The organism is Methanomethylovorans sp. (assembly GCF_050177135.1).
GTDB lineage: Archaea > Halobacteriota > Methanosarcinia > Methanosarcinales > Methanosarcinaceae > Methanomethylovorans.
The window spans coordinates 1-14,239 of sequence record NZ_JBFXHJ010000055.1; the positions used below are offsets into that span (position 1 = coordinate 1).

At 43.5% G+C, this 14,239-nt stretch carries 12 protein-coding genes; 9 read left to right on the plus strand and 3 right to left on the minus strand.

The features are described from left to right. Positions 1-1,985 (plus strand): disaggregatase related repeat-containing protein (locus tag AB7U21_RS06090; RefSeq protein ID WP_428387725.1); only part of this gene is annotated, 1,985 nt, incomplete at its 5' end. 212 nt (positions 1,986-2,197) lie between these two features. Beyond that, on the plus strand, positions 2,198-2,593 hold the full coding sequence (locus AB7U21_RS06095; RefSeq protein ID WP_333786990.1) for a hypothetical protein: 396 nt from the start codon (positions 2,198-2,200) through the stop codon (positions 2,591-2,593). Positions 2,594-2,621: 28 nt separating this feature from the next. On the opposite strand, the gene AB7U21_RS06100 is transcribed toward AB7U21_RS06095, so the two are convergent. Both AB7U21_RS06100 and AB7U21_RS06105 read right to left on the minus strand, forming a co-directional pair. After that, positions 2,622-3,788 carry a hypothetical protein gene (locus AB7U21_RS06100; RefSeq protein WP_428387727.1) on the minus strand — a complete coding sequence of 389 codons (1,167 nt, stop codon included), beginning with the start codon at positions 3,786-3,788 and terminating at the stop codon, positions 2,622-2,624. Between the two features lie 2 nt (positions 3,789-3,790). Beyond that, complete coding sequence (locus AB7U21_RS06105; protein WP_428387729.1) at positions 3,791-3,952, minus strand: hypothetical protein; 162 nt, start codon at positions 3,950-3,952, stop codon at positions 3,791-3,793. Between the two features lie 162 nt (positions 3,953-4,114). On the opposite strand from AB7U21_RS06105, the gene AB7U21_RS06110 reads away from it, so the two are divergent. From AB7U21_RS06110 to AB7U21_RS06135, 6 genes are all read left to right on the plus strand, one after another. Next, on the plus strand, positions 4,115-5,257 hold the full coding sequence (locus AB7U21_RS06110; RefSeq protein ID WP_428387731.1) for a hypothetical protein: 1,143 nt from the start codon (positions 4,115-4,117) through the stop codon (positions 5,255-5,257). Between the two features lie 124 nt (positions 5,258-5,381). Beyond that, positions 5,382-5,933 carry a metal-dependent hydrolase gene (locus AB7U21_RS06115; RefSeq protein ID WP_333786988.1) on the plus strand — a complete coding sequence of 184 codons (552 nt, stop codon included), beginning with the start codon at positions 5,382-5,384 and terminating at the stop codon, positions 5,931-5,933. 84 nt (positions 5,934-6,017) lie between these two features. Beyond that, positions 6,018-6,683, plus strand: coding sequence for a DapH/DapD/GlmU-related protein (locus tag AB7U21_RS06120; protein ID WP_428387733.1), 666 nt, complete (start codon positions 6,018-6,020; stop codon positions 6,681-6,683). 41 nt (positions 6,684-6,724) lie between these two features. Then, positions 6,725-7,807, plus strand: coding sequence for a DegT/DnrJ/EryC1/StrS family aminotransferase (locus AB7U21_RS06125; RefSeq protein ID WP_428387735.1), 1,083 nt, complete (start codon positions 6,725-6,727; stop codon positions 7,805-7,807). Positions 7,808-7,810: 3 nt separating this feature from the next. Then, positions 7,811-8,743 (plus strand): UDP-N-acetylglucosamine 3-dehydrogenase, encoded by a 933-nt coding sequence (locus AB7U21_RS06130; RefSeq protein ID WP_333786985.1) that lies wholly within the window; start codon positions 7,811-7,813, stop codon positions 8,741-8,743. A 22-nt stretch (positions 8,744-8,765) separates the two neighbouring features. After that, positions 8,766-10,196, plus strand: coding sequence for a nucleotide sugar dehydrogenase (locus AB7U21_RS06135; RefSeq protein WP_333786984.1), 1,431 nt, complete (start codon positions 8,766-8,768; stop codon positions 10,194-10,196). Between the two features lie 322 nt (positions 10,197-10,518). On the opposite strand, the gene AB7U21_RS06140 is transcribed toward AB7U21_RS06135, so the two are convergent. Then, entirely contained in the window at positions 10,519-11,421 is a 903-nt protein-coding gene (locus tag AB7U21_RS06140) for a GDP-mannose 4,6-dehydratase (RefSeq protein ID WP_428387738.1), read from the minus strand. A 1,145-nt stretch (positions 11,422-12,566) separates the two neighbouring features. Here AB7U21_RS06140 and AB7U21_RS06145 point away from each other — a divergent pair. Continuing rightward, the coding region (locus tag AB7U21_RS06145; RefSeq protein ID WP_428387740.1) for a right-handed parallel beta-helix repeat-containing protein at positions 12,567-14,239 on the plus strand (1,673 nt) is incomplete at its 3' end.

Here is a 14,239-nt window from a genome sequence, read left to right on the forward strand (position 1 = left end):
ACAATAGATTGCGTCAGTCGTCCCCGAACACTGTTTATGCCACTAGCAACTATATTGACGTTGGAAAGCTTAGCACAACAAGTTACAGAGATGTGATGTGGTTCGATCTCAGTGCATACAAACCAACGGATACCATATCCCAGGCAACCCTGTCGCTCTGCTGGTATTATGGAAGTGATACTCGTACTTCTGATACGGTAGTAGAGATCTACAGGCCAGAGAAGTGGGATTCGAAGTATGTCACATGGAACACCAGGATGTCTGGAACACCCTGGACCACACCCGGAGGCAATTGGTTCGATAAGAATGGTGCATCTCAAGGCAGCGTTCCGTATGCTTCAGTGACATTCCCGTCAAGCACTATGCCTGACAACAAGTATTATGACTTTGATGTCACACAGCTCGTGCAGGAATACATAAGTGGTACGTATGAGAACACTGGTTTCTTCCTCAAGGCAAGAACCGAGAGCGGTAATTACATTGCATTCTACAGCTCAGATTGGCCGAATGCTGATCAGAGACCGAAGTTGACAGTGTGTCTCAGTGGTGCTTCAGCTCCACTCGCACCACCTGTTGTAGATACTCCTCCAGTTGCAGATGCAGGTGCTGATAAGAATGCTACTACGGGCATAGCTCTAACTTTCGATGGCAGTGGTTCCACTGATGACAAGCCTATAGCCTCATATTCGTGGGACTTTGATGTATCCGATGGCGTAACCTCTGAAGCTAACGGAGTCACACCAGTTCATACATATGCAACACTAGGAACTTACACTGTGACCCTTACGGTCACAGATACCATCGGACAGACAGATTCAGATACAATGGAAGTGCTTGTCAGTGAACCCGTTGGTCCTGTAGATACTCCACCAGTTGCAGAGGCGGGTGCTGATAAGAACGCTACCACGGGTATAGCTGTAACTTTCGATGGCAGTGGTTCCACTGATGATAACGCTATAGCCTCATACTCGTGGGACTTTGGTGATGGTACAGCTGTAGGCAGCGGTGTCTCACCGGCTCATACATATGCAACATCAGGAACTTACACTGTGACCCTTACGGTCACTGATACCATCGGACAGACCGATTCAGACACATTGGAAGTGGTTGTAAGTGACCCAATTGGTTCTGTAGATACTCCACCGGTTGCAGATGCGGGTGCTGATAAGAATGCTACCACGGGTATAGCTGTAACTTTCGATGGCAGTGGTTCCATTGATGATGATGCTATAGCCTCATACTCGTGGGACTTTGGTGACGGTACAGCTGTAGGCAGCGGTGTCTCACCAGTTCATACATATGCAACATCAGGAACTTACACTGTGGCCCTTACGGTCACAGATACCATCGGACAGACCGATTCAGACACAATAGAAGTGCTTGTCAGTGAACCAACATCTTCAACAGGAAGTTCTGTCTCGTACACAGCTGCTTATGACAACAGATTGCGTCAGTCTTCTCCAAATACTGTCCTTGCCAGTTCCAACTTTATTGACGTCGGAAGGCTTGGAACAACCAGTTACAGAGATGTGATCTTGTTCGACCTAAGCACATACAACACAACGGATACCATATCCCAGGCAACTCTGTCGCTTTACTGGTATTATGCAAGTGATACCCGCACTTCTGAGACAGTGGTGGAGATCTACAGACCAAAGAAGTGGGATCCAAAGTATGTGACCTGGAACTCCAGAATGTCTGGTATTCCTTGGACTACAGCAGGAGGAGATTGGTATGACAAGAACAATGTATCACAAGGCAGCACACCGTATGCCTCAGTGACATTCCCGGTAAGCACTGTGCCTGATAACAAGTACTATGAGTTTGACGTCACACAGCTTGTACAGGAATACATAAGTGGTACGTATGAGAACACTGGTTTCTTCCTCAAGGCAAAGACCGAGAGCGGTAATTACATTGCTTTCTATAGCTCAAATTGGTCAAATGCTGATCAGAGACCGAAATTGACTGTGACACGCGTATGAGTACTCTGAACGTGAGCTGAGAAAGATTCAGCTCTTTTTTTTACAGTCAACCAATCTCTAGAGAATGTTATGCTCCTGCATGTTGCTTATTTGCAGTTTAGTGGAAAGGAAAGTAAAAAAGTGATAGATTTAACAGATTAGTAGAATTCGTAGAGTATCTTTAAAGCGACCATAAAATTTTTATATTTTCCAGTTAGCAATTACATACGAATATGCATTATCTATACGAGATACGCGACTGGATATACGAGTGCGAACTTTTCCTATTCCTGGCAGAGGTGCATTATATAGATGGAAAAGTGTCTCCTGTATGTCACGAGTTCTGCCATGTATTAACTGGCAGTGAGTTTGAAGAAATGCTCGATCTTGTAAAAAAGCAGCACTGTTCCTGCATGAACGTACATTCCTGTGTCCAGAAAGAGGAGCTTGATGGCTTTAAGTCGGTAATGGACCGCATAGCATCAGAACAATGGGACAAACTCAACCCTGACAAGATAATTCAGGCTCAGTTGATATTGCAAAAGCTTGCCAGCGGGCTTAGGAACGATATTATCAAAGTGCATAAAGAACGGGGATACCCTCAGTTATACTCTGAAACAGAAAGATAACATCCCGAACAGGTTCTTTTCATCAGCACTACTTGCTCTGTTGTAAATTTCTTATTTGCGTGGAAGAAATTCCATCGTCGCTATATTCATCCTCGGAAACTATAGTTATTATTGGTTCAACATCTGCTGGTATCTCAATTGGTATCCCTTTTCTGCTGAAAACAAGAAAATCTATCCCTTGTTTCCTGAAAAGTTCAAGAAGAGAAGAGAGATCGTCTTCAGGACGATAATACCTCGGATCAAAGAGCCTCTTCATAGTATCGGCACCCACAATAAAAGTGGAATCCGGAAAAATGATGGCCTTTTCTGCAAAAAGAGGTGTATCCGTCACAAATATATCCCCCATAGAATCAGGATCATGCCAGGTTTTTATAGAAGATATCCTCTCCTCAAGAGAGATATAGTCTATTGGCGGTTTGTCCACATTCAGGAGCGAGATTTCGAAATGTACTGGCAGACCATACTTCCTGGATGCTATCCGTGCCATTTCCACATGGTTCTTATGGCAAGGATCGAAGGAGCCGGAGAATATGATCCTGTGTGAATGATGTGTATTACCCTCTTGTCCGGTTATCCTCACACAGCCTGGGACCCTATCAGACGAAGCAGTCCCATGCAACAGCTTCGATATTGCCTCAATAGCTTGCACCCGCCTTATTTGCGGTCTTTCATGGGACAATAATCCGGTACCATCTGTTATTGTGACATCCAGATCACAGGCTGAAGCTATCATGTTAATGATCGATCGGGCCACTATAGCTTCTTCATGTCCCCTGTCCCTTTTTTCTAAAAAACAGATACTATAAGTGGTTGTGCTCTGAATTGACTGGACTGTCATGTGCAGTTCATGCTGTCTTTCTTTTCGTTCACCTGCCCTTGCCAGGGTACAGGTCGCACCGATACCAAGGAGGTGCTCGAGTCCTTTTTGTCCAGAACCTTGTATCAGTATTGCTTTCTGAAAGGCGGCCATAGCCATTGCCCGCGCCGTTCTTGTCGAAGCATATTTTTCCGGCTTCTTGCCTGTGAACACATCAAGCGCCTGCTGGCTGTATGGCACTATCGCTTCCAGCAAAGTGGCCGAGCCTCCTCCATATCTTAATAGTTCTCCGAGGGCCTCTGTTCCACCACCCGTAACAGCAAGCACAAATTCATATCCTGAGGAATGTATGTGATGTACCAGTTCTTTTATTTCCATACCTATACTTTTTTAGATCCCGCATGCATTTCAAATTTACGATGCTGTGAACGAAAAGCCAATGCTTCCTTGCGCCAGTGAAGCACGTAGAGTGGAGCAAACAGTACAATAGCGGTGTACTCTTCCAGAGGCTTTACTTCCGGCATCGGCTTGAGATCTGCCATAATTCGATCTTCGTGCAAAGTAGCTGTAATCATCGTGACTACTTCCTGCGTTAGAACCGTACATGCAATTAAAACACAATGCATTTATATTCGATTAATATATATTTGGGTAGAAGTAATTAAAAGTTGATCTAATGACCTTTTTTACGTGGAGGTATATTATTGGAAGAAATTATAAGGTGTTCCCGGTGTATCCTGCCAGCAAGTTTGCCAAGTGTAAAGCTTGATGACAAAGGGGTATGTAATTATTGTAACAGTTTTGACCGATCGTTCGGTGATTGGAACAATGTAAAAGAGATGAAGAAAAAGCAATTTGAGCAAATTGTTGAAAAAGTGAAAAAACAAAATGCTGAATATGATTGCCTTATCCCTCTGAGCGGAGGAAAGGACAGCACATATGCACTCTATGTTTGCGATAAGATATACAACCTCAAATGCCTGTGCATTACTTTTGACAATGGGTTCTTATCAGACTACGCAAGAAAGAACATAAAAAATGCGATCAATGCTACAAGAGCAGATCATATTTATTTTGCCGTCAATCCGAAAACAATGCTTGAACTATACAAGCAGTTTATAGTACAGTGTGGCCATGTATGTGTTCCCTGCATGCGGGGCATCGGATTAGTGAGTTACTTCCCTCTTGAAGCTTTCAATATACCGATCGTAATATCCGGCAATGGCCGAAAGATCTCCTATTTGAGTGGATTTCCCGAGGTTTTCCAAAGTGGGGACCTTACCGTTTTCCAGAACGTATGCAAAGATATTGAACTTAAGAACGGGTGTGCTTCTTTATTGGATCATGAACCAAAGGTCAGTTATAAGTCCTATCTAAGCGCTGCACTTAACCTTATGGGCATCAAGGATAAGTTCGTTCCTAAATATATCACTCCTGGGACTGTGGGAATATATGACTATTTAGATCCTAATTATAAAGAGATCCTTGAAACCATAGCTCGTGAAATGGGATGGGAAAGGGCCGGAGATAGTTTTGAACATACAGATTGCTTCCTGCATGAGATCCCCTTCTATATACATACTATCAAATTCCCGGAGGTCACAACATCTACATTCTATTACAGCAACCGCATAAGATTGGGACAGATGACACGGGAAGAGGCTCTTAAACTGGAACTGGAAGAACAGGAAAAACCTCAGATAGTGCAGGGCCTCGATGATTTCCTGAAGCAGATCGGCATGTCCAGGGAAGAGTTCATCAAAGAAGTGAACGATTGGACAAAGATCAAAAAATACAGAAAAGAGGAGCCATTTTATGGCAAATTTTATCGAAAGTTCCGAAAATAGGACCTTTCTAATACTTTCTTCGAAAAATAGCTATGCTGTATTCCCTTTTTAAAAATATAATGGGAATATATTAACAGCTCGATAAACCATAAACGTATTTATATCAGAATATTATATTAATGCGATGTTTGTCTTTGGCCATTTAGGAATAACATTGGGTCTTTTCATGCTTCTGGAGCATAGATTACCAGCTTTGAAAGGCCGCATTGACTATGCGGCCGTACTATTTGGTTCCATGCTGCCGGACCTTATTGATAAACCAATAGGAAGGGTCATATTCTCAGGAACCATTGATAATGGACGAATATTTGCACATACTCTGCTGTTCTTTATAATCCTCTGCGGCGCTGCGTTCTATATATGGAAGAAAAAGAACGATATGAGATTCATGTTCCTCTCAGCTGCAAGTTTTTGTCATTTGATCGAGGACAATATGTGGGAAGTACCTGCAACACTGTTCTGGCCCCTTATGGGCTGGCAGTTCCCAAGTAATCCGGGGCCCTATGATGGGATACTTGATTATTTCCAGACCCTTATGACCTATGCATATACTCCGGCCCTCGATTATGTGTTCGTTTCTGAGGCCACGGGTTTCATGATCCTTCTACTCCTGAGTGTCAGATACCTGCGACAGAAATATCTATCATATTTCATATCGGGGGCTCTTAAGCCCTGAAACATGCTGTAACCTTTATATATACAAATAGCGATATAATAAGAAAAATATATTTAATTTGCTGATCGTCAGAAGAGGATATTAATGGGAGAAAATATTAGGATACACCGAAGCTCAAAGCTGTATGGCAGAACTTCCGTAGGTGAAGGAACTGTCATTATGGAAAATGTCACATTGGGCTACCCCGAACATCGTGTGTTAATGGAGATCATAAAACAAGGGATCGAGATCGAGGACCACGAATATCCGGGTACCACCATTGGAAGGGACTCTTTCATCCGTGCTGGTACTACCATATTCAGTAACGTGAAAACAGGAAACGGGTTCAAAACAGGTCACAATGCTATGATAAGGGAGAACACTTCAATAGGCAACAGTGTGCTTGTAGGCACCAATGTGATCATAGACGGTAATGTAAAGATCGGTAACAATGTGAGCATTCAGGGTAATGTCTACATCCCCACTCATGTCACAATAGAAGATAACGTATTCGTCGGTCCATGTGCCGTGCTTGCGAATGATAAATATCCTGTGAGAGGCGAATACATAGCCGATGGACCTACACTGTGCAAAGGTGCATCCATTGGTGCTAATGCCACTCTTGTTCCAGGAGTGGAGATAGGCGAAGGATCAATGGTGGCTGCCGGAGCTTTGGTCACAAAAGACGTGCCTCCGTGGAAGCTTGCCATAGGATGTCCGGCAAAAATAACCGAACTGCCGGAGAAGCTTAGACAATTGAATAAATTATAAATATAGGTCTATTGTTTTATTTGTAGTTCTTAAAGAGGTATATGATGATAACCATCGCAAAACCATACCTTGACGAAGCGGAGATCGAGGCCGTCACCGCCGTACTGCGTTCAGGGGTAATAGCTGAAGGGCCGAGGGTGGCCCAGTTCGAGCAGGCCTTTGCAGAATATATCGGAGTGGATCATGCGGTAGCCGTAAACTCCGGAACTGCCGCATTGCATGTAGCATTGATGGCCCATGGCATAGGCAAGGGTGACGAGGTTATAACTTCACCCTTCAGTTTCGTAGCTACTGCCAATTCTATTGTGTACACTGGCGCAAAACCTGTTTTTGCAGACATTGAACCTGATACCTATATTATTTCTACGGACCAGGTCCATGAGATGATAACCAGCCGCACAAAAGCAATAATGCCTGTACATCTTTACGGGCATGCTGCTGACATGGGCGCAATTATGGAAATAGCTGAAGACCATAACCTTCTTGTCATCGAGGATGCCTGTCAGGCCCACGGAGCAACGTACAAAGGTAAAAAGGTCGGTTCATTCGGAACCGGTGCCTTCAGCTTCTACCCTACCAAGAACATGACCACCAGTGAAGGTGGTATCATTACCACGGATGACCCGGACATTGCAGCCCGCTCACGCATGCTCAGAGCCCATGGATCAAAACAGCGCTATCTGCATGAGATGATAGGCTATAATTTCCGTATGACCGATATTTCCGCTGCTATAGGTATCGTACAGATGGGAAGGCTGGCCGAGTTCACTGAAAAAAGAAGGCAGAACGCCAGGAAGCTTGCAAGTGGTCTTAAAGACACAAAGAACCTCATATTACCTGTAGAGAAAGATAACTGCTCACATGTGTACCACCAGTATACTATCCGCACACCTCGCCGTGATTCACTACGTGATACACTTCAAGAGAAAGGTATTGGTACCGGTACATACTATCCCCTGTGTATCCACCAGCAGCCTTTGTACAAGGAAATGGGTTATGAAGGAAGTTTCCCCAATAGTGAGAAGGCGGCCCGCGAAGTCCTGTCCATACCAGTGCATCCAGGATTATCAGATGCTGATATAAACACTGTCATTGCATGTATAAAGGAATGGGACCAGAGGTAAGACATGATAAGAATAGGAGTCATTGGTGTAGGTTCCATGGGAAAGAACCATGTAAGGATCTACAGTGAGATGGATGGCGTAGAGCTGGTTGGTATCTCTGATGTGAACAAAGAACTTGTTGAAGAGCTTGCCCATACTTTCAACACCACGCCTTATACGGATTATAAGAAGCTATTGGCCCAGGGATTGGATGCCGTCAGTATTGTCGTGCCCACCAAAATGCATACAGGGGTAACATTGGACGCTTTGAATGCGGGAGTTAATGTTCTTGTAGAAAAACCAATTGCAGACACTCTTGAAAATGCAGACCTGATGATCAATGCTGCCAAGGAAAAGGGATTGATGCTCATGGTGGGGCACATCGAGAGGTTCAATCCTGCTGTGATCAAGCTCAAGCAGATCATAGAGTCCGGACTATTAGGGAAGGTAGTATCCATTTCCACAAGAAGGGTGGGTGCCTATAACCCCAGAATTAGGGATGTGGGTGTCATTCTGGATATTGGAGTGCATGATGTGGATATTATTTCTTATCTGTATGGTAAGAAGATAGACCAGGTCTATACTATAGCAGGAGCTAACATTCATTCTTCCGAGGACCATGCATCCATACACCTGCGTTTCGAGCATGATTATTCAGGTCTTGTGGACGTGAACTGGCTCACGCCGCATAAAGTACGCACTCTCACCGCAGTGGGTGTTGCAGGTGTTGCATATCTTGATTATCTCAAGCAATCTCTTGTGCTCCACGACAAGGAATGGGTACGTGAGGCAAAGGTCGAGCCAAAGGAGCCACTGCTCAATGAACTTCAATACTTCGTACGGTGTGTTGCCAATAAAGAACAGCCACATCCAAATGGAGAGGATGGAAAACATGCCCTGGAGGCATGTATGGCCGCTATTACATCATATCATGAAGAAAAAGTGATAGATATTTAATAAAAAAGGAAAGTGAATTATAATGAGCGAGAAATTAATAAAGATACTTAAGGAGAAAGGGCCGATCAAGAAAATAGGTGTTATCGGCATGGGATATGTGGGTATCCCGGCAGCTGCACTGTTTGCAGATGCTCCCTGCTTTGATCATGTACTGGGTTTCCAGAGAGCTTCATCTTCTTCAGGATACAAGATAGACATGCTTAACAGGGGAGAAAGCCCCCTGAAAGGTGAGGAGCCAGGACTTGAAGATCTGCTGCAGAAGGTAGTAAAGGCAGGCAAGTTCACCTGTACATCTGATTTCTCAAGGATCAGCGAGCTTGATGCTGTTACATTGGCTATCCAGACACCTTTCGAGGACCCAAAGAGCCTCTTGCCGGACTTTACTGCACTTATCGAAGGTATAAAGAACGTTGGCAAGAATCTCAGGAAAGGTATGCTTGTAGTGCTTGAATCCACCATAACCCCCGGTACTACCATCGGTATGGCAAGGGAGATCCTGGAAAAGGAATCAGGTCTTGTTGCAGGCGAGGACTTTGCACTGGCGCATGCTCCTGAGAGGGTTATGGTCGGAAGGCTTCTGCAGAACATAAGGGAGCACGACAGGATCGTGGGTGGTATTGATGATGTTTGTACAAAGAGGGCAGTTGAGCTATATACACCTGTGCTCACTAAAGGCAAGGTAATACCCATGACAGCTACTGCTGCCGAGGTCACCAAGACCGCTGAGAACACTTTCAGGGACCTGCAGATAGCAGCAGCTAACCAGCTTGCATTGTACTGTGAAGCTATGGGCATCAATGTATATGATGTGCGCGCCGGTATTGCAAGCCTTAAAGGCGAGGGTATCACACGAGCTATCCTGTACCCTGGAGCAGGGGTCGGCGGACACTGTCTGACCAAGGATACATATCATCTGGAGCGCGGTGTCACCCTGGGTATAGAACCGCTGGACTATCCGGAAAATGCTGAGTCCATCTATGTGCTTGCCAGAAGGGTAAATGACTTTATGCCAAAGCATATGTTCAATCTCACTGTCAAGGCTCTGGAAAGGATCGGTAAAAAGCCAAAAGGCATCAAGATCGCTATGTTAGGCTGGGCATTCCTGAACGATTCCGACGATGCCCGCAATCCTCCTTCAGAACCATACAGGGATATGGTGCTACAGGCTGGCTGTGAAATAAAAGTGCATGACCCTCACGTGGTCCACTATCCCGGCATAGATATACATGCCAATATCGATGAGGTGCTGACAGGAGCCGATGTGGTTGTTATCTTTACAGGACATAAGCAATATTTCGGCCTGACCCCTGAACAGATCAAGCAGAAGATGGGAAAGAAACAGCCTGTGATCATCGATGGCCGCAATGTGATCGACCCTGACAGGTTCATTAATGCAGGTTTTGTCTATAAGGGAATAGGCAGAGGAGATAAGAACAGTCACTCTCTGAAGTGATCTTTCTCCTTTTTCTTTTTTACTCTTTTAAACTCATCTATCGTTTTTTTATTCTTCTTGTCCCAAAGATGCTTTATGTTATGTTCATAGGCATAGTGCACAAGGTCTATGACAGGCATTAGTCCAAGACCCAATAGCTGGGCGGACCCGGTACAGGATCGGCAGATGAGTGATACTTCTGGGAATGTCAATATCAGATTGTGCTGACAGATAAAAGATAGCCAGAGCATAAAGCACGCTCAATGATACAAATACCTTGAACTTTGTGATCTTAAAAGTCATTATCCGACCTTATTGTCACCATACTTGTGGCTTCTTCAAGTTATTCAGCAAATTCCATCAGACCTTCCCTGAGAGAGACCTTTGGTTCAAATCCAAGTATTTTCCGCGCTTTGGAAATGTCAGAACAACTGTATTTTATGTCTCCGGGCCTTTCAGGCATGTACCGCACCGGGACGTCCACATCGAATGTTTCAAGTACCATATTTGCAAGCTCGCTTACAGTGATACTGTTACCTGTACCGGCATTGAATACATGGCCATTGGCATCTTCTTTTTCAAGCAAGAGCTGTATTATATCCACTATATCATGAACTGAGATGAAATCCCGGGTCTGAGTACCATCCCCGAAGATGACAGGACTTTGTCCTGCTCTGGCTTTCTCAATGAAACGGGATATTACGCCGGAATACGGATTACCCGGATCCTGCCTGGGACTATAGATATTAAACGGACGTATACAGCAGGAGGGCAGGCCGAAGGCCTTGTTGTACATCATGCAATATTTTTCTCCGCTCAGCTTGCTGACACCGTAGGGTGAAAGAGGGTCCTGAGGATGTGATTCTGTAATGGGGACATTAATGGGATCTCCGTATACAGCTGCGGAACTTATGTAAATGAACTTAGATATTGAGGATCTGCGGGCAGCTTCCAGCAGGTTAAGTGTACCAAATACGTTGTTCTGTGCATCGAACAGAGGGTCTTTCATCGAGGCTGTGACGCTTATCTGGGCTGCAGTGTGAATAACAACATCGTTCTGGTTTACAAGGTCTGCAGCCATCCTGTCCTTAACATCACCTTTTATCACATTGACTTCCGGAGGTACAGCTTCCCTTGTAGTAGAGGAATAATTATCCAGCACTGTGATCTTCGCTTTTTCATGCAGTGCATCCACGAGATAACTGCCAACCTGACCTAATCCACCGGTGATGAGTATTTTTTGCATGTCATTTTGAGTAGGCATCTATAAGATATATAATATTCGAGCATCCCGTGTTTACTCAGGATCCATTGTAAGAATCCATACATACTCGATAATTTCTTGAAAAGACATGGCAATGATAAAAAAGATGAAAGCTGAGGAATGGATCTCAGACCATTTGTTGTTTCTCTGAAGTGATAGAAACATTTAGACAATGTAACGTGCAATACATACGGTCTTTGATATAATCTTCATATACATAGATAGGAGACCCACAAACAACACATTTGACTTCAATAAGTTCCATAAAATCACTCCGTTTTCCTAAGTACCAGTTCCACCTTTACCGAGCACAGAACCCTTTTTTGTCCTATGTTCATGTTGAAAATGTCACTGCCTATATATAGAATTATCTATAGTCAAATATATGATAATAATGCTCATCATTATCATAGAGAAAACATCCTAATCTCAAAAAATGCAGTAAACCCAATGTCATAAAATTCCGGCTCTGTAGAAAGTCTGTATCTTATTGGACCACAAGAGTTCACATAGATAAAAAGTAACGTCAATATTTCTCTGTGGTTATTGTTCATTCCTCCGAGTTCTTTCAAGGAAACTGTAAGTAGTGGCCAGTATTATGGCTATAGGGGGTTCTTAGTAGCCTTGCTGACAATTTCAAGTTACGTGACAGTTATAGGTGGGAAACAAGCATGTCAACATAGAACTTTTATAAAAATGCAAGCAAATGTTTTTGATCATCGATTCTCTTCTTGTACAGTCTCTTTAACTGTAATAGACAGTATTGAGCATTAAATTACGATTTTCATTGTGTATGTGAGTTACATGATACTTGGAACTTAAAGGCAAATAAATGTAGTTACCCACTCAATGTTGAGGAAGTCCGCAAATAATGATGATTCAAAATGTATCAAATGCCAAGAGAAGCATGGAAATCTTCAATGATTTCTTCTTTATGTGCTATGTCGTAAATCCTTTATGACGGTCAAAAACCAATTATCTTGGTTATTAGAATATGTCACCTAAGTATTATATACTCAAAGCTATTGTATTAATTAATAATTTATTATCCTCTTGATCACTCCTGAGGCCTTAGTCGCTGGTAATTGACATATTTTTCCATGAATTGTGAAAGGAATTAGTGAAAAATGAAGAAAAACAACGCTTTTTTCTGGTCTATTACTATAGTTCTAAGCATCGTTCTCTTATTAGGATGTAATGTGTACGATAGGACCATCATCGATACGGATACTAACGAGACTGAACACTATTACATGAATATGATCAATGACACCATTCAGAATAATTTTACAAAGGAGCTTGATAAAGGTGAATATATAAGAACTCCGGTTTTGTATATTAACACCGATGGAACTGCAGACTATAACTGTGACGGCATGAACGATCATATTGAGATAAACATGGCGCTTTTCAGGATCAGCAGAATGGGCGGAGGCACTGTATACCTCAGTGGTAACAATACATATTGGATAGATGGCACTTTAGTGATGGGCGCAAACACAATACTAACAGGTGATCCCGATGCATGCGTGAAATTAGTGGCCAACGCCGATCCAAGAGCCATATGGGGTATCGGTGTTCCCATGATATGTAATATATATGGTGCTGATAACTTAACAGTTACTGGTTTTGAAATAAATGGGAACAGCGAGTTCCAAAGCGTAGGCAGAGGACTGGGCTACCATAACATGATAAGTTTCAAAGCTGCTTCTAACGTGGAAGTATCACACATGCGTCTGGAATGGGGAAACGGTGATGGGCTAAGAGCCGAAGATTGTAGTGATGTAAAGTTCCTGTACAATGATGTGTATAAGCTTGGCCACGATGGAGTATATTATATTTTTACAAATAACACAGAAACAGCATATAATTCAATAATGGCAAGAACCGATTCCGCTGCAAGGTCGCAGGGTGGTTCGCATCAGACCATCCATGACAACATCTTCTACTCCGTACTGGATAAGCATTCAACAGGACCGCTGATCAAATTAGATAAATCCGAACCTGGTGTTCAGGGATTTGATCACATAGAGATATACAACAATCAATTGTATACTTCCAACGGTGCAGGCATACAGTTAGATGCCACATATGACGATGATGTGATCAGGGCACAGAACGTATACATCCACCATAACACTTTCACCAACGTAGGACAGTATTCCATCGATACCGGTTACTCGAATTCCGCAATAGTTATTGGCAACTTCAACAATACTATCATCGAGAACAATGTTATCGATGATCCGGGCCAGGACGGGATCAGATGGTATGTACAATCCGGCCCCACCCAGAAAACACATTTCTATACTTATGTCAGGAACAATGTGATCATGGGCAGCCGGACAGACGCTGCTGTACCTCACTCCGGTGCCGGGATCTGGAATACGAATACTACCTATGCTCACTTCATTGTTGAGAACAACGATATTTATGATAACGACAATGGTCAGATATATCCTACCACAGGACCATGGCTCAAAATGTCAGATAATCTCAACGTAGACCCCATGTTCTGCAATGCAGGTCCGGATATTCCTCCAGGTTCCAGGGATTATCATTTAAAGAGCAAGGAAGGAAGATGGGCAGGTGCAGCATGGATATATGATCCTGTATCCAGTCCTTTGATAGATGCCGGTTCAATAACCTCTCCATATGATAAGGAGCCAGCCGAGAATGGTAATAGGATCAATGTCGGCAGATACGGTAATACCGAAGAGGCATCTAAAAGTGTTTCTTCGGCTCCGGTACAAGATAGTGAACCCATCGCCAAAGCTGGTCCTGATATTAACAACATTTT